The 22285-nt window shown below is 71.3% G+C and carries 21 protein-coding genes; 7 read left to right on the top strand and 14 right to left on the bottom strand.

Features of this window, described 5'->3' with window-relative positions; all coding sequences use genetic code 11:
• Window positions 1–26: 26 nt before the first annotated feature.
• Together EIM47_RS08240 and EIM47_RS08245 are read right to left on the bottom strand one after the other, a co-directional pair.
• Complete coding sequence (locus EIM47_RS08240; protein WP_125076649.1) at window positions 27–1430, bottom strand: mannose-1-phosphate guanylyltransferase/mannose-6-phosphate isomerase; 1404 nt, start codon at window positions 1428–1430, stop codon at window positions 27–29.
• A gap of 11 nt (window positions 1431–1441) precedes the next feature.
• Entirely contained in the window at window positions 1442–2788 is a 1347-nt protein-coding gene (locus EIM47_RS08245) for a phosphomannomutase (protein ID WP_125076650.1), read from the bottom strand.
• 131 nt (window positions 2789–2919) lie between these two features.
• On the opposite strand from EIM47_RS08245, the gene EIM47_RS08250 reads away from it, so the two are divergent.
• Window positions 2920–3642, top strand: a complete 723-nt coding sequence (locus EIM47_RS08250; RefSeq protein ID WP_125076651.1) for a CoA transferase subunit A — start codon at window positions 2920–2922, stop codon at window positions 3640–3642.
• Window positions 3642–4271: a CoA transferase subunit B gene (locus tag EIM47_RS08255; RefSeq protein ID WP_125076652.1), complete on the top strand. Its 630-nt coding sequence runs from the start codon at window positions 3642–3644 to the stop codon at window positions 4269–4271. Before EIM47_RS08250 ends, EIM47_RS08255 begins: the two co-directional genes overlap by 1 nt.
• Before the next feature lie 61 nt (window positions 4272–4332).
• Here EIM47_RS08255 and EIM47_RS08260 read toward each other — a convergent pair whose 3' ends face one another.
• On the bottom strand, window positions 4333–5970 hold the full coding sequence (locus EIM47_RS08260) for an electron transfer flavoprotein-ubiquinone oxidoreductase (RefSeq protein ID WP_028915696.1): 1638 nt from the start codon (window positions 5968–5970) through the stop codon (window positions 4333–4335).
• Between the two features lie 104 nt (window positions 5971–6074).
• Between EIM47_RS08260 and EIM47_RS08265 the strand changes: the two genes are divergently transcribed.
• Window positions 6075–6698: an alpha-ketoglutarate-dependent dioxygenase AlkB gene (locus tag EIM47_RS08265; RefSeq protein WP_039731652.1), complete on the top strand. Its 624-nt coding sequence runs from the start codon at window positions 6075–6077 to the stop codon at window positions 6696–6698.
• On the opposite strand, the gene EIM47_RS08270 is transcribed toward EIM47_RS08265, so the two are convergent.
• The 5 genes from EIM47_RS08270 to EIM47_RS08290 form a co-directional block, all read right to left on the bottom strand.
• Window positions 6631–7065 carry a hypothetical protein gene (locus tag EIM47_RS08270; RefSeq protein ID WP_125076653.1) on the bottom strand — a complete coding sequence of 145 codons (435 nt, stop codon included), beginning with the start codon at window positions 7063–7065 and terminating at the stop codon, window positions 6631–6633. The genes EIM47_RS08265 and EIM47_RS08270 overlap by 68 nt on opposite strands.
• 86 nt (window positions 7066–7151) lie before the next feature.
• Window positions 7152–7811, bottom strand: a complete 660-nt coding sequence (locus EIM47_RS08275; RefSeq protein WP_125076654.1) for an ABC-type transport auxiliary lipoprotein family protein — start codon at window positions 7809–7811, stop codon at window positions 7152–7154.
• Window positions 7808–8734, bottom strand: coding sequence for an MlaD family protein (locus EIM47_RS08280; RefSeq protein ID WP_125076655.1), 927 nt, complete (start codon window positions 8732–8734; stop codon window positions 7808–7810). The genes EIM47_RS08275 and EIM47_RS08280 overlap by 4 nt, the downstream gene beginning before the upstream one ends.
• 1 nt (window position 8735) lies before the next feature.
• Window positions 8736–9578, bottom strand: coding sequence for an ABC transporter ATP-binding protein (locus tag EIM47_RS08285; protein ID WP_125165482.1), 843 nt, complete (start codon window positions 9576–9578; stop codon window positions 8736–8738).
• Between the two features lie 83 nt (window positions 9579–9661).
• The gene (locus EIM47_RS08290; RefSeq protein WP_051403743.1) at window positions 9662–10780 is read right to left on the bottom strand and encodes an MlaE family lipid ABC transporter permease subunit; all 1119 of its coding nucleotides are present in this window, start codon (window positions 10778–10780) and stop codon (window positions 9662–9664) included.
• A 65-nt stretch (window positions 10781–10845) separates the two neighbouring features.
• Between EIM47_RS08290 and EIM47_RS08295 the strand changes: the two genes are divergently transcribed.
• A complete protein-coding gene (locus EIM47_RS08295) occupies window positions 10846–12096 on the top strand; it encodes a threonine/serine exporter family protein (protein WP_019399557.1) in 1251 nt (416 codons plus the stop codon).
• 63 nt (window positions 12097–12159) lie between these two features.
• Here EIM47_RS08295 and EIM47_RS08300 read toward each other — a convergent pair whose 3' ends face one another.
• From EIM47_RS08300 to EIM47_RS08310, 3 genes are all read right to left on the bottom strand, one after another.
• Window positions 12160–12591, bottom strand: coding sequence for an H-NS histone family protein (locus tag EIM47_RS08300; RefSeq protein WP_125076656.1), 432 nt, complete (start codon window positions 12589–12591; stop codon window positions 12160–12162).
• A gap of 154 nt (window positions 12592–12745) precedes the next feature.
• The gene (locus EIM47_RS08305; protein ID WP_125076657.1) at window positions 12746–14440 is read right to left on the bottom strand and encodes a proline--tRNA ligase; all 1695 of its coding nucleotides are present in this window, start codon (window positions 14438–14440) and stop codon (window positions 12746–12748) included.
• A gap of 408 nt (window positions 14441–14848) precedes the next feature.
• The gene (locus EIM47_RS08310; protein WP_125076658.1) at window positions 14849–15238 is read right to left on the bottom strand and encodes a DUF4124 domain-containing protein; all 390 of its coding nucleotides are present in this window, start codon (window positions 15236–15238) and stop codon (window positions 14849–14851) included.
• A 105-nt stretch (window positions 15239–15343) separates the two neighbouring features.
• Here EIM47_RS08310 and pssA point away from each other — a divergent pair, with 105 nt between their 5' ends.
• Genes pssA through rimI form a run of 3 tightly spaced genes read left to right on the top strand, consistent with a single transcriptional unit; the run spans window position 15344 to window position 17125 of the window.
• Window positions 15344–16120 (top strand): CDP-diacylglycerol--serine O-phosphatidyltransferase, encoded by a 777-nt coding sequence (pssA, locus tag EIM47_RS08315; protein ID WP_019399553.1) that lies wholly within the window; start codon window positions 15344–15346, stop codon window positions 16118–16120.
• Window position 16121: 1 nt separating this feature from the next.
• Complete coding sequence (locus tag EIM47_RS08320) at window positions 16122–16619, top strand: hypothetical protein (RefSeq protein WP_019399552.1); 498 nt, start codon at window positions 16122–16124, stop codon at window positions 16617–16619.
• Window positions 16620–16669: 50 nt separating this feature from the next.
• Window positions 16670–17125, top strand: coding sequence for a ribosomal protein S18-alanine N-acetyltransferase (gene rimI, locus EIM47_RS08325; protein WP_125076733.1), 456 nt, complete (start codon window positions 16670–16672; stop codon window positions 17123–17125).
• Between the two features lie 193 nt (window positions 17126–17318).
• On the opposite strand, the gene EIM47_RS08330 is transcribed toward rimI, so the two are convergent.
• The 3 genes from EIM47_RS08330 to EIM47_RS08340 all read right to left on the bottom strand — a co-directional run bounded on the left by EIM47_RS08330 (window position 17319) and on the right by EIM47_RS08340 (window position 22200).
• Window positions 17319–20147 (bottom strand): valine--tRNA ligase, encoded by a 2829-nt coding sequence (locus EIM47_RS08330; protein ID WP_125076659.1) that lies wholly within the window; start codon window positions 20145–20147, stop codon window positions 17319–17321.
• 129 nt (window positions 20148–20276) lie between these two features.
• Window positions 20277–20699 carry a DNA polymerase III subunit chi gene (locus tag EIM47_RS08335; RefSeq protein WP_019399549.1) on the bottom strand — a complete coding sequence of 141 codons (423 nt, stop codon included), beginning with the start codon at window positions 20697–20699 and terminating at the stop codon, window positions 20277–20279.
• Window positions 20700–20709: 10 nt separating this feature from the next.
• On the bottom strand, window positions 20710–22200 hold the full coding sequence (locus EIM47_RS08340; RefSeq protein WP_125076660.1) for a leucyl aminopeptidase: 1491 nt from the start codon (window positions 22198–22200) through the stop codon (window positions 20710–20712).
• Between the last annotated feature and the right edge of the window lie 85 nt (window positions 22201–22285).

The following is a 22285-nucleotide window of genomic DNA, read 5'->3' on the forward strand; positions in this document are numbered from 1 at the left end:
AACGTGCCGGCGCTGCCCGCGGCCGCTCAGGTGCGGCCGTAGGTGTCCTCGAAGCGGACGATGTCGTCCTCGCCCAGGTAGCTGCCGGACTGGACCTCGATCAGCTCCAGAGGCAGCTTGCCGGGATTGCGCAGGCGGTGGGTCACGCCCAGCGGGATGTAGGTGCTCTGGTTCTCGGTCAGCAGGATCACCTCGTCGCCGCGGGTGACCTCGGCGGTGCCGCTGACCACCACCCAGTGCTCGGCGCGGTGGTGGTGCATCTGCAGGCTCAGGCTGGCGCCGGGCTTGACCGTGATCCGCTTGACCTGGAAGCGCTGGCCGCTGTCGATCGAGTCGTACGCGCCCCAGGGACGGTAGACCTTGCGGTGCCAAGTGGCCTCCGGGCGATCCTCGGCGCGGATCCGCGCCACCACTTCCTTGACCTCCTGCATGCGGTCGCCGCGCCCGACCAGCACCGCGTCGGCGGTTTCCACCACCACCACGTCGTCCAGCCCGACCAGGGCGATCAGGCGTTCACCGTAGGCGAAGGTGTTGCGGCAGTCGATCGCGATCACGTCGCCGTGGTGGGCGTTGCCGTCGGCGTCGCGCTCGGACACCTCGCGCAGCGCGGTCCAGGAGCCGACGTCGCTCCAGCCGGCGTCCAGCGGCACCAGCGAGGCGTGGTCGGTCTTCTCCATCACCGCGTAGTCGATCGAGTCCGAGGGCACCTCGGCGAAGGCCGCCGCGTCCAGGCGCACGAAGTCGGCGTCGCGGCGCGCGCCGGCCCAGGCCTTGCGCACCGCCGCCAGCATCTGCGGGTTGAACCGCTCCAGCTCGGCCAGGTAGCGCGAGGCGCGGAACAGGAACATGCCGCTGTTCCAGTAGTACGCGCCGGAGGCGACGTAGCCTTCCGCGGTGGCCAGGTCCGGCTTCTCTACGAACTGCTCCACCGCGCGCACGCCCTCGCCGGCGGTGGCGCGGATGTAGCCGTAGCCGGTCTCCGGGCCGGTGGGGACGATGCCGAAGGTGACCAGGCGCCCGGCCTCGGCCGCCGGCAGGGCCTCGAGCACCGCGCGGCGGAAGGCCTCGGGGTCGCGCACCACGTGGTCGGAGGGCAGCACCAGCAGCACCGGGTCGTCGCCGCCGGCGCCGGCTTCCAGCGCCGCCACGGCGATCGCCGGGGCGGTGTTGCGGCCGGCCGGCTCCAGCAGGATCGCCTGGGGTTCCGCGCCGACCTGGTGCAACTGCTCGGCGGCGACGAAACGGTGCGCCTCGTTGGCCACCACCAGCGGCGCGCGGGTGGCCAGCGGGGCCACCCGGTGCCAGGTCTCCTGGAGCATGGTCAGCTCCCCGTGCAACGGCAGGAACTGCTTGGGATAGGACTCGCGCGACAGCGGCCACAGCCGCGTGCCGGAGCCGCCGGACAACAGGACGGGGAGCAGGTCGTTCATGGGCTTCCAGGTCAGGCCGAGAGCAGCCGCGAGATTTCCTCGGTGCGCGCGCGCAGCAGCGCCTCGTCGCCGCGGGCCTCGACGTTCAGCCGCAGCAGCGGCTCGGTGTTGGAACTGCGCAGGTTGAAGCGCCAGTCGCCGAAGTCGGCGCTGATGCCGTCGGTGTGGTCCAGCGCCGGCGACTGCGCGGCGAAGTGGTCCATCACCCGCGCCACCGCCGCCTTGGCGTCGGCCACGCGGAAGTTGATCTCGCCGCTGCACGGGAACTTGCGCACGCGCGCCTCGACCAGGTCGCCCAGGCTGCGGCCGCTGGTGGAGACCAGGCTGGCGATCAGCAGCCAGGGGATCATGCCCGAGTCGGCGTAGGCGAACTCGCGGAAGTAGTGGTGGGCGCTCATCTCGCCGCCGTAGACGCAGTCCTCGGCGCGCATCTTCTCCTTGATGAAGGCGTGGCCGCTCTTGCACAGCACCGGCACGCCGCCGGCCTCCTGCACCTGCTCGACGGTGTTCCAGACCAGGCGCGGGTCGTGCACCACCTTGCCGCCGGGGTGCTTGGCCAGGATCGCCTGGGCCAGCAGGCCGACCAGGTAGTAGCCCTCGATGAAGCGGCCCTGCTCGTCGAAGAAGAAGCAGCGGTCGAAGTCGCCGTCCCAGGCGATGCCGAAGTCGGCGCCGTGCTCGCGCACCGCGTCGATGGTGGCCTGGCGGTTCTCCGGCAGCAGCGGGTTGGGGATGCCGTTGGGGAAGCTGCCGTCCGGTTCGTGGTTGATGCGCACGAACTCGAAGGGCAGGTGCGGCGCCAGCAGGTCGACGATGGCGCCGGCGCCGCCGTTGCCCGCGTTGACCACCAGCTTCAGCGGCTTGAGCGCCGGCACGTCCACGTAGGACAGCAGGTGCTCGATGTAGGCGCCCTTGTCGGTTAGCGCGCGCTCGCCGGCGGTCGGCGGCGCGGCCGGGGCGGTGTCGGCCTCGGCCGCGTCGGAGATGGCGAACAGGCCGGTGTCGGAGGAGATCGGGCGCGCATTCTCGCGCACCAGTTTCATTCCGTTGTAGTCCATCGGATTGTGGCTGGCGGTCACCATCACGCCGCCGGCCGCGTCGAGGTGGTCGACCTGGAAGTACACCTCCTCGGTGCCGCACAGGCCGATGTCGATCACCTCGCGGCCCTTGCTGCGCAGGCCGGCCGACAGCGCCGCCTGCAGCGCCGGGCTGCTCAGGCGCACGTCATGGCCCAGGACCACCGGGCCGGGGCGCAGCTGGTCGGAGAGGGCCACGCCGATCCTGCGGGCCAGGTCCTCGTCCAGTTCGTCCGGAACGCGCCCACGGATGTCGTAGGCCTTGAAAGCGGGGAGCGTCATGGGTCATTCCTTTGCACGGGGGACGTTCTCCCGATTCTACCCGCCGCGGCGCCGGCGTCGCGGCAAGGGACGGCCGAAAGGCCCGGCGGACCCACTAGAATGGCCCCATCCCGGCATTGGCGAGGACTCAGATGGGCAACCGGACATCCCGCAGCAAGCTGGTGGCCGACGCGCACGCCGCGTTGGCCGACCTGGTGGCCGACGGGCAGACGCTGGCGGTCGGCGGCTTCGGCCTGTGCGGCATCCCCGAGGCACTGATCGCGGCCCTGCGCGATTCGGGGGTGAAGGACCTGACCGTGATCTCCAACAACGCCGGCGTGGACGGCTTCGGCCTGGGCCTGCTGCTGGAGACCCGGCAGATCCGCAAGATGATTTCGTCCTACGTGGGCGAGAACAAGGAATTCGAGCGCCAGTTCCTATCCGGCGAGCTGGAGCTGGAGTTCAACCCGCAGGGAACCCTGGCCGAGCGCCTGCGTGCCGGCGGCGCCGGCATCCCGGCCTTCTACACCGCCACCGGCTACGGCACGGTGGTGGCCGAGGGCAAGGAAACCCGCGAGTTCGGCGGCAAGCACTACGTGCTGGAAACCGCGCTGGTGGCCGACGTGGCCCTGGTCAAGGCGTGGAAGGCCGATACCGCCGGCAACCTGGTGTTCCGCAAGACCGCGCGCAACTTCAACCCGGCCTGCGCCATGGCCGGCAAGGTCTGCGTGGCCGAGGTCGAGGAGATCGTCGAGGTCGGCGCGATCGACCCGGACCAGGTCCACCTGCCGGGCATCTACGTGGACCGCATCGTGCACAACCCCACGCCGGAGAAGCGGATCGAACAGCGCACCGTGCGCCAGGAGGACAAGTGATGGCCTGGACCCGTGACGAGATGGCCGCACGCGCCGCGCGCGAGCTGACCGACGGCGCCTACGTGAACCTGGGCATCGGCCTGCCAACCCTGGTCGCCAATCACATCCCCGAGGGGGTGGACGTGTGGCTGCAGTCGGAGAACGGCCTGCTGGGCATCGGCCCGTTCCCGACCGAGGACGAGGTCGACGCCGACCTGATCAACGCCGGCAAGCAGACCGTGACCGCGCGTGCCGGCGCCAGCTACTTCGGCAGCCACGATTCCTTCGCCATGATCCGCGGCGGCCATATCGACCTGGCCATCCTCGGCGCCATGCAGGTCACCGACAAGGGCGACCTGGCCAACTGGATGGTGCCGGGCAAGATGGTCAAGGGCATGGGCGGGGCCATGGACCTGGTGGCCGGGGTGAAGCGCGTGGTGGTGCTGATGGAGCACACCGCGAAGAACGGCGAGCACAAGATCCTGCCCGAGTGCACCCTGCCGCTGACCGGCGTGGGCGTGGTCCACCGCATCATCACCGACCTGGGCGTGTTCGACGTCACCGCCGGAGGCCTGGCGCTGGTGGAGGCCGCGCCGGGCGTGGGCATCGACGAGCTGCGCGAAAAGACCGGCGTTCCGATCCTCGCCTGAGACGCATGCGGCGGATAACGAAGAAGGCCGGCGGATCCGCCGGCCTTCTTCGTTCTGGTGCCTACAGGTTCTGGTAATTGGGACCGGAACCGCCCTCGGGCGTGACCCAGGTGATGATCTCGTACGGATCCTTGATGTCGCAGGTCTTGCAGTGCACGCAGTTGGCGGCGTTGATCTGCAGGCGCCTGCCGGCTTCGTCCTCGACCATCTCGTACACGCCGGCCGGGCAGAAGCGGGTGCAGGGGTTGCCGTACTCGACCGTGCAGCGCTCCACGCAGATCGAGGTGTCGGCCACCTTCAGGTGCACCGGCTGGTCCTCGTCGTGCTCGGTGGCGGCGTAGTACACCGCCTGCAGGCGGTCGCGCGGGGGCAGGGTGCGCTCCACCCAGCCGCGGTCCGGGGCCTGGTACTGGCCCAGCTTCTGCAGCGAGGACCAGTCCGGCGAGCCCTTGAGCGTCCACGGCGAGGCGCCGCCGGTGGCGGTCTCCCAGGCGGCGTTGGCCATGCCCAGCCACAGGCCCTTCTTGAAGCCGGGCTTGATGTTGCGGACCTTCTTCAGCTCGGCCACCACCTCCGAGGCGCGCAGCTTTGCGTCGAAGCCGGCCGGGTCCAGGCCGCTGGCGGCCAGGTGCTCGGCGGCGAGCATGCCGCTGCGGATCGCCTGGTGGGTGCCCTTGACCTTGGGCACGTTGAGCAGGCCGGCGGTGTCGCCGACCAGCAGCGCGCCAGGCATCTCCACCTTGGGCAGGGCCTGGTAGCCGCCGGTGACGATGGCGCGGGCGCCGGCGGAGAGGATGCTGCCGCCTTCCAGCAGCGGCTTGACGTGCGGGTGGTTCTTCCACTGCTGGAAGGCCTCCCACGGGCGGTACTCCGGATCCTTGTAGTCCAGGCCGCTGACGTAGCCGATCGCCACCTGGTTGTTCTCCAGGTGGTACAGGAAGCTGCCGCCGTAGGTGTCGTTGTCCGCCGGCCAGCCGAAGCTGTGCACGATCTTGCCCGGGCTGGTGCGGCCTTCCGGCAGCTGCCACAGTTCCTTGATGCCGATCGAGTAGCTCTGCGGGTCGCTGTCCGCGTCCAGGCCGAAGCGCTTGATGAGGCGCTTGGTCAGGTGGCCGCGCGCGCCCTCGGCCAGCACCGTGACCTTGGCGCGGATGTCGATGCCGGGGGTGTAGCCGGGCTTGAGCGAGCCGTCCTTGGCCACGCCCATGTCGCCGATGCGCACGCCCAGCACGGTGCCGTCCTCGGCATGCAGGGTCTCGGCGGCGGCGAAGCCGGCGTAGATCTCCACGCCCAGGGCCTCGGCCTGCGGCGCCAGCCAGGCGCACATCGCGCCCAGGGAAACGATGAAGTTGCCGTGGTTGCGCATGCCCGGCGGCACGACGGGCAGCTTCGTGCCGCCATCCTTGGTCAGCAGCCAGAATTCGTCCCCGGTGGCCGGCACGCACACCGGCGGCGGGTTGTCGCGCCAGCCCGGCAGCAGGGCGTCCAGCGGGCCCGGCTCGATCACCGCGCCGGACAGGATGTGGGCGCCGACCGTGCTGGCCTTCTCGATCACGCACACCGACAGCTCCGGGTTGAGCTGCTTGAGGCGGATGGCGAACGCCAGGCCGGACGGACCGGCGCCGACGGTGACGACGTCGTACTCCATCACGTCGCGTTCCACCTCGGGCGTGGGCGTTGGGGCGGTGGTTTCCGTCATCACGGCTCCGGCTGGCTGTTCTGGCTGGCCCGGCATTCTCGGGTTTCGCGGACGGCGGGGCAAATCCCTGCGCGCCAGGGGCCGCACCTGCTAGCGTGGCGGGCATGCAATGGCAGCGCTTCGAGCTCCCCGACGCCCGGCTGGAACTGGCCCGCGGCTGGCTGCCGCCGGCGGCGGCCGCCGACCTCATGCAGCGCCTGCTGGACGGGCTGCCGTGGGAGGTGCACCGGATCCGGATCTTCGGCCGCGAGGTGGATTCGCCGCGGCTGAGCTGCTGGATCGGCGACCCGCAGGCGGTCTACCGCTATTCCGGCAGCCGCTTCGTGCCGCATCCCTGGAACGCGGAACTGGCGGCACTGCGCAGGCGCCTGCAGGACGAGCTGGGCGCGCGCTTCAACAGCGTACTGGCCAACCTTTACCGCGACGGCCGCGACGCCATGGGCTGGCACAGCGACGACGAGTTGGAACTGGGCCCGCAGCCGCTGATCGCCTCGCTGAGCCTGGGCGCGCCGCGCCGCTTCGTGCTGCGCCGGCGCGACGATCCGGCGCGCAAGCTGGCGCTTCAACTGGAGCCCGGCAGCCTGCTGCTGATGGGCGGGTCCACCCAGCGCCACTGGAAACATGCCCTGCCGCGCACCGCGCGGCCGGTGGGCGCGCGCATCAACCTGACCTTCCGCCAGGTGCAGCCGCATCCCCGGCGTCCGCCGCCTGCGGCAGCTGCGCCCTGAGTTCGGCCAGTTCGTGCTCGTGCTGCTGCGCCAGTTCCCGCAGCTGGCGGGCGTGCTGGTCGCGCAGTTCCGCCAGCTCGCGGTCCAGCGACAGCGCCCAGCGGCTGCGCTCCAGGTAGCCGCCGAAGTAGTAGGACGCGCGCGCGCTCTGGATCGTTGCCTGGCGCAGCAGGCCGCAGCGCGCCAGCAGCGCGTCGTTCTCCGGCAGCGGACGGTAGATGCGCTCGCTGAAGTCCTCCGGGGCCGGATCCGGGTCGAATTCGGCGATGCTGGCGTAGCTCTTGCCCGGCACCGGGCTGATCCGGAACCCGTGCGGCGCGAAGATCGCCTCCAGCCCGCGGATCGAGTAGCTGACGATGTGGCTCATCCGGGGGCGCGCGGCGCCAGTGTTGGGGGGGGCGGTGGAGCCGGGAGCTTGCGGGTCTGGCTTGCTGCAGGGGACGGGCCGCGCGCTCAGGGCGCGGGGCGGCTGGCGGCGTCGGCCTGGCCTGCGGCCAGGGTCCAGCCGGCGACCTGGCGGCCGACCTCGGCCAGGGCCTGGTCGAAGGCCGCGGCCACGCTGCCGATGTCGGTGGCCGGGGACGGCTGCACCTGGGTGAAGGTCTGGCTGGCGACCACGCGCTGGTCGGTGTTGTGCATCAGCTTGGCCACCACCTCGATCACCGCCGCCGGGCGGTCGCCGCCGCGGTAGTCGGCCTCGAAGCGGCGGATGTCCAGCGCCAGCCGGTAGTTCGCGCGCAGGCCGGTGGCCACGCGGCCGACCGCGTCGATCTTGCCGGAGTCCTCCAGCACGCGCAGCACCGTAGCCTCCAGCATGTCGGTCGGCGGCTGCACCCAGACCGCGCCCTTGTACACCTGCAGCTCGCCCGGGACCGGGCGCACGCCGATGCGCGGCGAGTCCAGCAGGCGCGGGGCGGACGGGCGGGCGATGGCCAGCTGCCAGTCCACCCTCGGCCAGGAGGGATCCGGCGTGGCCGCGGCCTCGGGGGCGTAGATGGTCACCGGGTCGCCGGGCTTGCCGACCAGCGAGCAGCCGGCCAGCGTCGCGGCCAGGACCAGGAAGGCGAGCCGGCGCGCGGGCGCGGCGGGCGTGGGGAAGGGAACGGGCGTCATTGCGGTTCGAACTCCTTGGCTCCGTCGCGGCCGAGCAGGAAGCGCGCCGGGTTGTTCTCGAGGCGGTCGCTGATCTGGCGCAGGTCGCGGATCAGCGCGCGCAGCTCGGTCAGGGTCGGGCCCAGCTGGGCCAGGCCGTCGTTGGCGAAGCTGTTGATCGCGGCGCGGTTCTCGCCAAGGATCGCGTCGGCGTTGCCCGCTGCCGAATCCAGCCGCGCCAGGGTCGAGTCCAGGCGGCTGATCAGCGCCGGCAGCTCCCGCACCAGGTTCTGGTCCACCCGCTGCACGGTGGCATTGGTGTTCTGCAGGGTCTGGTCGAGGCTGCGCGCGGCCTCGCGCGCGGTGGCAAGCAGCGCCTCCATGCCTTCGTCCTTGGCCGCCATGCTGGCGCTGATGCGCTCGATGTTCTCCAGGGTGCGGCCGATGTGGGCCACGTTCTGGTCGCTGAGCACCTGGTCCAGGCGCTCGACGATGCGGTTGGCGGTGTCGGTGATGTTCTGCAGCGCCGAGGGCGAGGTCTGGATCTGGGGAGTGTCGCGGGTGTCCACCGCGGTCAGCAGCGGCGCCCCGGGCGAGCCGCCGGACAGCTGGATGATGGCGGGGCCAGTGAGGCTGGTGATGGCGAGCTTGGCGCGGGTGTCGGTCTTGACCGGCACGTTGGCGTCGGCGCGGATGATCGCCACCACCCGGCGCGGGTCCTGCGGGTCCAGCGACAGCTTGTCGATCGAACCGACCGAGATGCCGTTGTACTGCACGCTGCTGCCCACCGACAGGCCGGTCACCGCCTCGTCGAACACGATCATGTAGCGCTGCCAGCTGCGTTCGGACGAGTACTTGGCCGCCCACAGCCCGAACAGCAGCAGGGCCACCGACACCACGATGGTGAAGGCGCCGATCAGCACGTAGTTGGCGCGGGTTTCCATCTCAGTCCGCCTCCTGGCGCGGGGGATTGCGCTGGCCGCGCGCGGCGCGGGCGCGCGGGCCGTGGAAGTATTCCTGCACCCAGGGATGGTCGAAGCGCTCGACTTCCTCCAGCGGGGCGTTGATCACGACCTTGCGGTCGGCCAGCACCGCCACCCGGTCGCAGATAGCGTACAGGGTGTCCAGGTCGTGGGTGATGAGGAACACGGTCAGGCCCAGGGCCTGCTGCAGGGTGCGCAGCAGGTGGTCGAAGGCGGCCGCGCCGATCGGGTCGAGGCCGGCGGTGGGCTCGTCCAGGAACAGCAGCGGCGGGTCCAGCGCCAGCGCCCGGGCCAGCCCGGCGCGCTTGCGCATGCCGCCGGACAGCTGCGCCGGCAGCTTGGACGCGGCGTCGGCGGGCAGTCCGGCGAGCTTGACCTTCAGCAGCGCCAGCTCGCGGCGCCAGGTCTCCGGCAGCTCCGGGTGGTGCTCGCGCAGCGGCACCTCCACGTTCTCGCCCACGGTCAGCGAGGAAAACAACGCGCCGTCCTGGAACAGCACCCCGGTATGGCGCTGGATGTGCTGGCGCTGGCGCGGATCGTCCGAGCGCGCGTCCGCGCCCAGTACCTCGATGCTGCCGTCGGTCGGCCGCTGCAGCCCGAGGATGCTGCGCATCAGCACCGACTTGCCGGTGCCCGAGCCGCCCACGATGCCGATGATCTCCCCGCGGCGCACGTCGAGGTCGAGGCCGTCGTGGACGGTCTGGGATCCGAACCGGTTGACCAGCCCGCGGACGCGGATGGCCGCCTCGCCGCCATCCGCGTCCGCGGGCTGGTCGCTCGTGATTCGTGATGCGTCATTCGTCAAAGCAAAAGCATTCTCTCCGGAAACCCGGCGGCCTGCTTCTGGCTTTTTCGGATCACCGATCACGAATCACCAATCCCGCCCTTTCACCAATCCATGTTCATGAACCAGAGCGCCGCCAGCGCGTCGAGGATGATCACCAGCGAGATGGTCTGCACCACGCTGGAGGTGGTGCGCTCGCCGACCGACTGCGCCGTGCCCTGCACGCGCATGCCTTCCAGGCAGCCGATCAGGCCGATCACCATGGCGAACACCGGGGCCTTGGACAGGCCGACCAGGAAGTGGCGCAGCTGCAGGGTCTCGTGCATCCGCGCCAGGTACATCTGCGGCGGGATCTCCAGGTCGAACGCGCCCACGGTCACGCCGCCGGCCAGGCCGGCCATCATCGCCACGAAGGTCAGCAGGGGCAGCATCACCAGCAGCGCGACCAGGCGCGGGATCACCAGCAGGTCGATCGGGTCCAGGCCCAGGGTGCGGATCGCGTCGATCTCCTCGCGTGCCTTCATCGCCCCGATCTGCGCGGTGAACGCCGAGGCGGTGCGGCCGGCCAGCACGATCGCGGTGAGCAGCACCGCGAACTCGCGCAGGAAGGCGATCGACACCAGCTCGACCACGAAGATCTCGGCGCCGAAGTCGGCCAGGATGGTCGAGCCCAGGAATGCGATCACCGCGCCGACCAGGTAGGACAGCAGCGCCACCAGCGGCACCGCGTCCAGGCCCACCTGTTCCATGTGCGCCACCGTGGCGGTGAGGCGGAAGCGCCGGGGCTGGCGCAGCAGGCGCAGCAGCTTGACCAGGTTCTCCCCGGTGAAGCCCAGCAGCTCGACGATGTTGCGGCCGACGGCGTGGGTGGCGCGGCCCAGGCGCTCCAGCGCGGCGGCGAAGCCGTAGTCGCGCTTGCGCGCCGGGCGCTCGTCGGACACGTCCTCGATCACCTGCACCAGCGGCAGGTGCGCCGTGCTGAAGCGCACCGCCGCCTCCGGCAGGCGCCGGCGCCGCGCGAAGCGGATCAGCTGCATCACCCCGGCCGAGTCGATCCGCCCGATCCCGGTGGCGTCCACCGCGGTCACCGCCTCGGGCAGCTCGCGCAGGCGCGCGGCCAGCTCCATGGCGTGGTCCAGCGTCCAGTCGCCGGCCAGGCGCGCCTCCTGCTCGGAGCCGGGGGCCAGGGTCCAGCCGGGCGGGTTCGGGGGGGTCGGGTCCATAGTCCGGCCGCAGCATACAGGCAAGGCGGTGACTGCTGCGCCGCCGCTGGCGCGATACTAGTGCGATGTCCAACGTCCCCGCCCGGCCCCAGGCCAGCTATCCCCAGCGCATCGCCTTCGTCGCCGAGATGGCGGTGCGCCTGCACCGCTACGGCACCACCGCCCAGCGCCTGGAGGCGGCGATCACCGCGCTGTCGCAGCGCCTGGACCTGGAGTGCGAGGCCTGGTCCAACCCCACCGGCCTGATCCTCAGCTTCAGCGAGCCCGGCAAGCCGCTGGGCAGCACCGACACCACCCGGGTGATCCGCCTGTCCCCCGGGGAGAACGACCTGCACAAGCTGTGCGAGGCCGACCGCATCGCCGAGGCCGTGGCCAGCGGCCAGCTGACCATCACCCAGGGCCATACCGCGCTGCGCGCACTGGACCGGCCGCCCTCGGCCCTGGCCAGCGCCATGCAGGTGTTCGGCTACGGTTTGGCCGCGGCCGGCGTGGCCGGGCTGTGGCGGCTGCCGTGGCTGGACATCGCGGTGGCCGCGGCCACCGGGCTGATGATCGGCCTGCTCGACCAGTACTGCGCCCGCCGCGCCGCGCTGCGCGAGGCCAGCGAGGCGCTGTCGGCGCTGGCCGCCGGCGCGGTGGTCAGCCTGGTCGCGGCCCTGGTGGCGCCGCTGAACCTCAATACCGTGGTGATCGCCTCGCTGGTGGCGCTGCTGCCCGGCATGGCGATCACCAACGCCATGAACGAGCTGTCCAGCCAGCACTGGGTCTCCGGCACCGTGCGCTTCGCAGGCGCCCTGACCACGGTGCTGAAGCTGACCGTGGGCGCGGTGGTGGCGGTGAACCTGCTGGACGTGCTTGGCCTGGAGCCGCAGGTGCGGGCGCTGCGGCCGCAACCGGAAAGCGTGGAATGGCTGTCGATGGCGGTGGCCTCGTTCGCCTTCGCGGTGCTGTTCAAGGCCAGCCCGCGCGACTACCCCTGGGTCATGGGCGCGGCCATCACCGGCTACCTGATCTCGCGCTTCGGCGGCCACGAATGGGGCAGCCCGGTGGGCATCTTCCTCTCGGCGCTGGTGCTGACCGCCGCCGGCAACGGCTTCGGCCGCTGGGCGCAGCGTCCGGGCGCGCTGATCCGCCTGCCCGGCATCATCATGCTGGTGCCCGGCAGCGCCAGCCTGCGCGGGCTGCTCACCATGGTCCAGCAGCAGGATGTGGACGCCGGCCAGAACGCGGTGCTGCTGGTGCTCAACATCGTGGTGGCCCTGGTCGCCGGCCTGCTGTTCGGCAACCTGCTGCTGCCGGCGCGCAAGAACCTCTGAGCCGCCGGTGCGGGCGCAAAAGGAAACGCCGGCCCCGGGCCGGCGTTTCCACGTAGGGGGCGGTTACTTGCCGCGGGCCTTCTTGACCACCCGCTTGCGCGCGCCCTTGGAGGCCTTGGCCGGGGTCGGGGCGGCTGCACCCGGGATCAGGAACTCGGCCACATCGCGGCCCTGGGCGACATAGGCCGCCAGCCAGCGCGGCTGCTTGCCGCGGCCGGTCCAGGTTTCCTTCGGGTTTTCCGGGTTGCGGTACTTCGGCGGCACCTTGCCCAGCTTGCGGGCGCGGCCGCTGCCGGCCGCGGCGCTGGCGCGGCCGCCGCCCGGGGCGCCGAACAGCTCCTCGATGGTGTAGCCCTCGGCCTTGGCCAGTTTGACCAGCTTGCTGCGGACCTTGGCGATCGGGGCCCGCTTCGACAGCAGGGCCTGGCGCTTCTTGGCGGTGGCGATCAGGGAACCCAGTTCCCGGGGCGACAGCGTACTCAGATCAATCGACATCATATTCTCCGGCAATCATGGGAGGCCCGTCCCTGGGCAATCGACTGGAGGATAATCCAGTGCAATAAACCCGGCAATGAACGGTGCGTCAAGAAAAAACGGCCCGATTATCGCCGGATAATCGGGCCGCCATAACCGCCGGGAAAACGCGCGCTCAGCCCGCCAGGCGCTGCAGCAGTTGCGCGCGGTCCAGCGCCTCGGCCTCGCCGCCGCGGCGGGCGCGGTATTCGTAGGTGCCGGCCTCCAGGCCGCGCGCGGAAACCACCACGCGGTGCGGGATGCCGATCAGTTCCATGTCGGCGAACATCGGGCCCGGGCGCAGGCCGCGGTCGTCCAGCACCGCGTCGATGCCGGCTGCCTTCAGCTCCTGCAGCAGCGATTCGGCCGCCTCGTCAACCTGCGGGTCCTTCTTCGGGTTGATGACGCAGATCGCCACCGCCCACGGTGCCATCGGCACCGGCCAGACGATGCCGGCCTCGTCGTGGTTCTGCTCGATCGCCGCGGCCACGATGCGGGAAACGCCGATGCCGTAGCAGCCCATCGCCGGGACCACGGCCTTGCCGTTTTCGTCCAGCACGGTGAAACCCATGGCCTGCGAATACTTGCGGCCGAGCTGGAACACGTGGCCGACCTCGATGCCGCGCGCCAGGCGGATTTCGCCGCCGTCGGCGGCGCGGTCGCCGGCGACCACGTTGCGGATGTCCGCCACCACGTCGGCCTCCGGCAGGTCGCGGCCCCAGTTCACCCCGGCCAGGTGGAAACCGGGCTCGTTGGCGCCGACGACGAAATCCGCCATCGCCGCGACCTCGCGGTCGGCAACCACGCGGATGGCCTTCTTCGCGCCCACCGGGCCGAGGAAACCCGGCTCGCTGCCCAGGTGCTCGAGGATTTCCGCTTCGGTGGCCGGGCGATATTCACCCACGCCGTCAACCTTGGCCAGTTTGATTTCGTTTACCGAATGGTCGCCGCGCACGAGGGCCAGGACAAAACCCTGCTCGCCGAAAAACGCCACCGACTTGACCGTGCGCTGCAGCGGGATTCCCAGCAGCGCGGCCACGTCCTCGCAGGTTTTCTGGACCGGGGTTTCGACCTTGCGCATTTCCTCGGCCGCGGCCGGGCGCGGCCCCGGGGCGGCGGCCTGCGCGGTTTCCACGTTGGCGGCGTAATCGGAGGCGGTGGAGAAGGCCAGCGCGTCCTCGCCCGAATCGGCCAGGACGTGGAATTCCTGCGAGGCGTCACCGCCGATCGCGCCCGAATCGGCCTGCACCGCGCGGAACTCCAGGCCCAGGCGGGTGAAGATGCGGATGTAGGCCGCCTTCATGTTCTCGTATTCGCGCGCCAGGTCCTCGTCGGAGACGTGGAAGGAATAGGCGTCCTTCATCAGGAACTCGCGCGCGCGCATCACGCCGAAGCGCGGGCGGATCTCGTCGCGGAACTTGGTGTGGATCTGGTAGAAGTTCACCGGCAGCTGCTTGTAGCTGCTCAGTTCCTGGCGGGCGAAGTCGGTGATCGCCTCCTCGGCGGTGGGGCTGAAGCAGTATTCGGCTTCCTTGCGGTCCTTGATCTTCAGCAGCTGGCCGCCGAACTTCTCCCAGCGCCCGGTTTCCTCCCACAATTCCCGCGGCTGGATGGTCGGCAGCTGCAGCTCGACCGCGCCGGCGCGGTTCATTTCCTCGCGCACGACCGCCTCGACCTTGCGCAGCACGCGCAGGCCAAGCGGGGTCCAGGTGTACAGGCCGGCCGCGAGCTTGCGGATCATGCCGGCGCGCAGCATCAGCTTGTGGCTGACCAGCTCGGCGTCCGCCGGGGTTTCCTTGGTGGTATGCAGGTGGAAGCGGGAAAGACGCATCGGAATGCCGGGGAAGGGTGCGGAAACCCGACATTCTGCCAGCACCGGGGCCGTGGCGGGCCGGACGGGGCGGGGAACCCGCCGCCGCGCGCCGTCCGCGACCCGCGTGGGCACGGCTGGGCTGGACGCTGCGTGCCCGGCGGGCGCGTCGAGGGTCGCGCCCGGCGGACTCTGCGGGGCCGGCTGGTGCGCAACGGGAAGGAGGCCGTACCCACCGGGCGTGGCACAGACGATTACCTGTCCGCCGGCGTGCCCACGCGCTGCCGGCCCGGTCCTGGCTGGCCGGCCTCGGCCTCCCGCCGGTGGGCCGGGCCGGCCTGATCGCCGGGCGGCGCCGGAAAAGCAGATCCCCCGCACGGGGCGGGGGACCATTGGCGTCAGGCAGGACCGGCGATGCCGGCCGACCGTTCAGGCCGGCGGGCAGTGGGCGCGGATCGCGGCCTCGGCGAGGTCCTTCTGCGCCTGCCGCTGTTCGGGGCCGAGGGTCTGGTCCGGCTTGCCGTCGCCGTCGCTGTCCACCTGCACCCGGGTATTGCGCTCGAGCAGGGCGAGGTTCTTCCGCGCGGTGTCGCACTGGGGGCTGGCCGCCGGCGCCGGCTCGGCGTCGGGCGTCTCCACTGCGTAGCCGCCGCCGTTGATCTTGCGGGTCTCGTAGCGCTGGCCCGGGGGCGGCTGGTCGGAGGAGTGGGTGACGCCATTGGCGTCCTTCCACTTGTAGATGGTGGAGGCCAGGGCGGTGCCACTGGCGAAAGTGGCGGCCACGAGCAGCAGCAGGCAGGCGCGGGTCGTCGGGCGCATCAGGCAGGGCTCCAGGCGGGCGGTGAGGGGCCGATTGCAGCATCCGGGGCCCCGCGTGGCAAGGGACCAGTTCGCAGCCGGGCGGCCGCCCCGTACACTGGCGGCATGGATCTCGATCGCCCGCCGCCGCGTTCCCGCGGCATCTACCTGCTGCCCAACCTGTTCACCACCTGCGGCCTGTTCGCGGGCTTCTACGCGATCATCGCGGCGGCCAACAGCCAGTTCACCGCGGCCGCCATCGCCGTGTTCGTCGCCGCCATCGCCGACGGCATCGACGGCCGGGTGGCGCGCCTGACCGGCACCAGCAGCGCCTTCGGCGTGCAGTACGACTCGCTGGCCGATCTGGTCAGCTTCGGCCTGGCCCCGGCCCTGGTCATGTACCACTGGTCGCTGTCCTCGCTGAAGTTCGACGGCGGCATCGCCGGCCGCGTCGGCTGGGCCATCGCCTTCCTGTACGCGGCCTGCGCGGCGTTGCGCCTGGCCCGCTTCAACACCCAGGTGGGCGTGGTCGACAAGCGCTTCTTCGTCGGCCTGGCCAGCCCGGCGGCGGCGGGGCTGATGATGTCCTTCGTGTGGGCCTTCGCCGACGGCGAGCTGGGCTGGAGCGGCGAGGAGCTGCGCTACGTCGCGCTGGGCGTGACCCTGTGCGCGGCCCTGCTGATGGTCAGCCAGATCCGCTACTGGAGCTTCAAGGGCAGCGGCGAGGGCGGGGCGCGCGCGGACAAGGTGCCGTTCGCGGTGTTGCTGGTGGTGCCGGTGGTGATCGCGGTACTGGTGATCGACCTGCCGCGCGCGCTGCTGGCAGTGGGCATCCTGTACGCGCTGTCCGGGCCGGCGATGTGGGCCTGGCAGCGCTTCCGGCCGTCGCAGGAGGTGGCCTGACATGCAGGCCCAGGCCGGCACGCCGTGGAGTCCACGCCAGCGCTGGTGGCTGCAGGCGCTGGGCTACAGCGTGCTGCGCGTGGCCGGCACGGAGGAGGAGGAACGGCTGGAGCCGGTGCAGGCCCGGGTGGCCGCGCCGGAGCGTCCGGCGCCGCCGACGGCACCGGCGCCGGCGCGCCCGGCGCCCCCGGTCGGCCGCGATCCCGACCGCGATATCGCGCCGCCGCCGCGCCGGCGCGCGCCGGCCGCACCGGAGGCGGATGCGGCGGCCCCGGCGCCCGCGGCCGCCACGTCCATGCCGCGTCCCGGCAGCATGCGCCGCCCGGTGGGCCTGCCCGACCGCCTGCAGCTGGCGGTGCTGCGCGCTTCCGGGCTGCCGCCGACCGACCCGCGGCTGCAGGCCCTGCTGGCCGACTGGCCCAGCGAGCGCCTGCGCGCCGACCCGGCCGCCAAGCGCCAGCTGTGGCCGCTGCTGCGCGCGCTGCGGAGGCCGGCGTGAGCATCGCCGCCTACCGCGAGACCGCGCGGCCGCAGTGGCGGCTGCGCGCCATGCGCGAGGGCGACCTGGACGCGGTGATGGCGATCGAGAAGCGGGCCTATCCGTTCCCGTGGACCCGCGGCATCTTCCGCGACTGCCTGCTGGCCGGGTACCCGGCGCTGCTGGCGCTGCAGGACGACCAGCCGGCCGGCTACGGGGTGATGAGCATCGCCGCCGACGAAGCCCACGTGCTGAACCTGTGCACCGCGCCGGAGCGGCAGTCGCGCGGGCTGGGCCGCTACGTGCTGCGCGCGCTGCTGAGAATGGCGCGCGACCGCGGCGCGCACCGGGTGTTCCTGGAAGTGCGGCCGTCCAATCCACCGGCCATCGCCCTGTACCTGAGCGAGGGCTTCAACGAGATCGGCCGCCGCCCGCGCTACTACCCGGCGCACAATGGCCGCGAGGACGCGCTGGTGATGGCGATGGAGCTGGTCTCCGGCGACATCGACCGGATGCCGCCGATCTGACGGCGCCGCTCCCGTCCCTGTTCCGCCGTCCTGCGGAGGCCGCTTAGCCCCGGCAAGCGCAGCGCATCCGCGGAGGCATCACGCCTGCGGGATGCGGCACATGCATGTCCGTGGCGCGCAAACATGCGCCCCACGCAGGGCAGGCTCGCGGGCCGGCAAGCAAACGGGGCGGCCACTGGCCGCCCCGCTGTCCTCAAAGCCGCGCGCGCTGCTCGGTCAGGGCGGCGAGCTTGGTGGTCCAGTCGGCCAGGCGCTGGCGCTCCTGTTCGACCACCGCCGGCGGCACCTTCTCGCTGAAGCGGGCCAGCTTGGCCTCGCTCTTCTCCTTCTCGGCGCAGATGCGCGCGATCTCCTTGTCCAGGCGCGCGCGCTCGGCGTCCAGGTCGACCAGGCCCTCCAGCGGCACCAGCAGCTTCAGCTCGCCGACCACGGCCGCGGCGGCGGCCGGGGCGGCGGCGCCGGCCGCCAGCCATTCGATCGACTCCAGCCGCAGCAGGAAGCGCAACTGGGAGTCGAAGCGGGCGACGCGGGCGCGGTCGGCGTCCACGCCGTCGGCCAGCAGCAGGCGCACCGGCTTGCCCGGCGACACGCCCAGCTCGCTGCGCACACGGCGCAGGCCGGAGACCATGGCCTTGAGCCATTCGATGTCGGCCTCGGCGGCGGCGTAGTCCTGTCCGGCGAAGTCGGCCTCGGCCGGGTACGGGCGCAGCGACACCGTGGCCGCCGCGATGCCCAGGCGGGGGGCGACCTGGCGCCACAGTTCCTCGGTCACGAACGGGATCAGCGGGTGCAGCAGGCGCAGCAGCGCCTCCAGCACGTACAGCAGGGTGTGGCGGGTGCTGGCCGCGGCCGCGGCGTCGTCGCCGCCCAGGGCCGGCTTGGCCAGCTCCACGAACCAGTCGCAGAACTCGTTCCAGGCGAACTCGTAGAGCGCCTGCGCCAGCAGGTCGAAGCGGTAGGCAGCGAACTGCGCGCGGGCCTCGGCGGTGACCGCGGCCAGGCGCGCCAGGATCCACTTCTCGGCATCGGTCTGCGGCTGCGGCACGCCGCTGAACGAGGCGCCGTCGGTGTTCATCAGCGCGAAGCGGGTGGCGTTCCACAGCTTGTTGCAGAAGTTCTTGTAGCCCTCGGCGCGGCCGAGGTCGAACTTGATGTCGCGGCCGTGGCCGGCCAGCGCGGCGATGGTGAAGCGCAAGGCGTCGGCGCCGTGGGCGGGGATGCCCTCCGGGAATTCCTTGCGCGTGGCCTTCTCGATCTTCTCCGCCAGCTTGGGCTGCATCAGGCCGCGGGTGCGCTTGGCGACCAGGTCCTCCAGCGAGATGCCGTCGATGATGTCCAGCGGGTCGAGCACGTTGCCCTTGGACTTGGACATCTTCTGGCCCTGCGCGTCGCGGATCAGGCCGGTGATGTACACGTCGCGGAACGGCACCTTCCCGGTGAAGTGGTCGGTGGCCATGATCATGCGCGCCACCCAGAAGAAGATGATGTCGAAGCCGGTGACCAGCACGCTGGATGGCAGGTAGCGGTCGAAGCCGCGCTCGGCCATCGCCTTCTCGTCCGGCCAGCCCATGGTCGAGAACGGCCACAGCTGCGAGGAGAACCAGGTCTCCAGCACGTCCGGGTCCTGGCGCAGGGCCACCTCGGCGCCCAGGCCGTGCTTCTGCCGCACCTCGGCCTCGCTGCGGCCGACGTAGCAGTTGCCGGCCTCGTCGAACCAGGCCGGGATGCGGTGGCCCCACCACAGCTGGCGGCTGATGCACCAGTCCTGGATGTTCTCCATCCAGTGGCGGTAGGTGTTGATCCAGTTCGGCGGGACGAACTTCACCTGGCCGCACTCGACCAGCTCCAGGCCGCGTCTGGCCAGCGCGTCCATGCGCACGAACCACTGGTCGGTGAGGTAGGGCTCGATCACCTGGCCGGTGCGGTCGCCGCGCGGCACCTGCAGCTTGTGCGGCCTGGTCTCCACCAGCAGGCCCTGGGCCTCCAGGTCGGCCAGCACGGCCTTGCGCGCCTCGTAGCGGTCCAGGCCGCGGTACTTCTCCGGGGCGTTGTCGTTGACCGCGGCCTCGGGGGTGAAGATGTTGATCAGCGGCAGCTTGTGGCGCACGCCGACCTGGTAGTCGTTGAAGTCGTGCGCCGGGGTGACTTTGACCACGCCGGTGCCGAAGGCGCGGTCCACGTATTCGTCGCCGATCACCGGCACGCGGCGGCCGGTCAGCGGCAGCACCACTTCCTTGCCGACCAGGCCCGGGTAGCGCGGGTCCTCCGGGTGGATCATCACCGCGGTGTCGCCCAGCATGGTCTCCGGGCGGGTGGTGGCCACGACCACGTAGTCGCGGGTCTCGCGCAGGACCTCGTTGCCGTCGGCGTCGAGCTCGGCGTACTCGTAGCTGGCGCCGTCGGCCAGCGGGTAGCGGATCGACCAGAGGAAGCCGTCCTCCTCGACGTTTTCCACCTCCAGGTCGGAGATCGCGGTCTTCAGCACCGGATCCCAGTTGACCAGGCGCTGGCCGCGGTAGATCAGGCCTTCCTCGTGCCAGCGCACGAAGGCCTCGACCACCGCCGCCGAGGGCTGCGGGTCCATGGTGAAGGTGCTGCGCGACCAGTCGCCGGAGGCGCCCAGACGGCGCATCTGCCGCTCGATGGTGTCGCCGGAGCTGGCCTTCCACTCCCAGACCTTGGCGATGAAGCCCTCGCGGCCCAGCGAATCGCGGGTCTCGCCCTTGCCCTCGGCCGCCAGGTTGCGGCTGACCACCATCTCGGTGGCGATGCCGGCATGGTCGGTGCCCATCTGCCACAGCACGTCGTAGCCGTCCATGCGGTGGAAGCGCACCAGCGCGTCCATCAGCGTGTGCTGGAAGGCATGGCCCATGTGCAGGGTGCCGGTGACGTTGGGCGGCGGCAACAGGATCGAGTACGGCTTGCCCTCGCCGCGCGGTGCGAAGCAGCCGCTGGCTTCCCATTCGGCGTAAAGCCGCGATTCGAAGGTCTTGGGTTCGTAGCCGGAGGGAAGAGTGGACATAAGGGCCGTGATTGGTGATTCGTTATTCGTCATTGGAAAGAGCAGTGCTTCGTTGGACCGGGATGGGTGGCAGGCGGTTTTGCTGTCGCCTTTCCGGATCACCAATCACGAATCCCGAATCACGGCCCCTCACATGTCATGTTTGTTCAGGTCGTAACCCAGGGCCTGGTACTGGCGCCAGCGCTCGCGCAGCGGGCCGCGGGCGGCGGGGTCGGCGGGCACCACTTCCAGGACGCGTTCGCAGGCGGCGGTCCAGGCGGCGTCGCGCAGGTTGATCACCAGCGGGCGCGCCGGGGCCTCGATCTCCGGCGGGACGATCAGGACCGGGGTCAGCTCGTCCTCCTCGTCGCCGGCGATCTGGTGCGGGATGTAGGCGTCCGGCTCGAACGACCACAGCAGGTCGTCCAGTTCCTCGGCCTGGGCCGCGTCGCGCGCCAGCACCAGGGTGAACTGGTTGGTCGCGTAGGCGCGCTTGGCCAGTTCGCACACCAGCAGCAGTGGCTGCCCGGCGAACCGGGGCTTGGCGATCAGGTAGAAGTCGGCGCGGGGCATGGCGGGCCGCTTACGCGGCGCTTCCTTCGGCCGCGCGGTCCAGCAGCCACTGGCTCAGCAGGCCCACCGGGCGGCCGGTGGCCATGCCGCGCTTGCCTTCGTCGCTGGCCGAGCCGGCGATGTCCAGGTGCGCCCAGCGCTGGCCCTCGGTGAAGCGCGAGAGGAAGCAGCCGGCGGTGATCGCGCCGCCCCAGCGGCCGCCGATGTTGTAGACGTCGGCGAAGCTGGACTCCAGCAGGGTCTGGTACTCATCCCACAGCGGCAGGCGCCAGGCGCGGTCGAACACGTGCTCGCCGGCGGCCAGCAGCTCGTCGGCCAGGTCGTCGTGCTTGCTCATCAGGCCGGTGGCGAACTTGCCCAGGGCGACCATGCAGGCGCCGGTGAGGGTGGCCACGTCGACCAGGGCGGCCGGCTGGAAGCGCTGGGCGTAGGTCAGCGCATCGCACAGGATCAGGCGGCCCTCGGCGTCGGTGTTGCCGACCTCGATGGTCTTGCCGGACATGGAGGTGATCACGTCCGACGGGCGGTAGCTGTTGCCGTCGATCGCGTTCTCCACCGCCGGGGCGATCGCCACCAGGTTCAGCGGCAGCTGCATCTTCACCGCGGCGACGAAGGTGCCCAGCACGCTGCCGGCGCCGAGCATGTCGTACTTCATCTCCTCGATGCCGCCCTGGGTCTTCAGGTTGACGCCGCCGGTGTCGAAGGTGATGCCCTTGCCGACCAGCACGTAGGGCCTGGCCGCCTTGTCGGCCGCGCCGTTCCACTTCAGCACGACCAGCTTCGGACGGTTGGCCGAGCCGCGGGCCACGGCCAGCAGCGAGCCCATGCCCAGGGCTTCCATCTGCTGCTCGTCCAGGATCTCGGCCTCCACGCCCTCGTGGGCGGCGGCGAAGGCCTCGGCCTGCGCGGCCAGGTAGGCCGGGTTGCAGATGTTCGGCGGCAGGTTGCCCAGCTCGCGGGTGAAGGCCACGCCCTCGGCGATGGCCTGGCCCTGGGCGAGGGCGGCCGCATCGTCGCCGGCGATGGCCAGCGCGCGCAGGCCCGGCTCGTCCTTCTTCTTGCCCAGGGTGGCGGTGTAGCGGTAGGCGGCGTGGTCGGCGGCGACCACGGCCTGGCGCACGTTCCAGGCCGCGTCGCGGCCGGGGACGGCGACTTCGGACAGGGTGAACAGGGCATGCGCGACCGGGCCGGTCTTCAGCGCCCGCACCGCGTCGGCGGCGGCCTTCAGGTACTGTGGCACGCCGAACTTGGCCGGCTCGCCCAGGCCCAGCACCAGTACCCGCGGCGCGGCCACGCCCGCCAGGTCGTGCAGGACCAGGCTGCTGCCGGTACGGCCATTGAGGTCGCCGCGTTCCAGCAGGGCGCGCAGGCGCCCGCCGCTGGCCCCGTCGATCGCCTGGCCCGCGGGGGTGAGCGTCTTGTCGGCAAAGGCGCCGATCACGACGCAGTCGGTGGCGGCCGCCGCGGCGGCCTCGCGGTTCAGGGTGAATTGCAGGGCCATTGATCAGATTCCGGGAGCAGGTACGTACAATCGCGGATCGCCCCTCGATCATGGGCCGGGAGATCCCGGCCGGCGGGGTCCGCGA

It is taken from the genome of Pseudoxanthomonas sp. SGT-18 (genome assembly GCF_003931645.1).
Taxonomy (GTDB): Bacteria; Pseudomonadota; Gammaproteobacteria; order Xanthomonadales; family Xanthomonadaceae; genus Pseudoxanthomonas.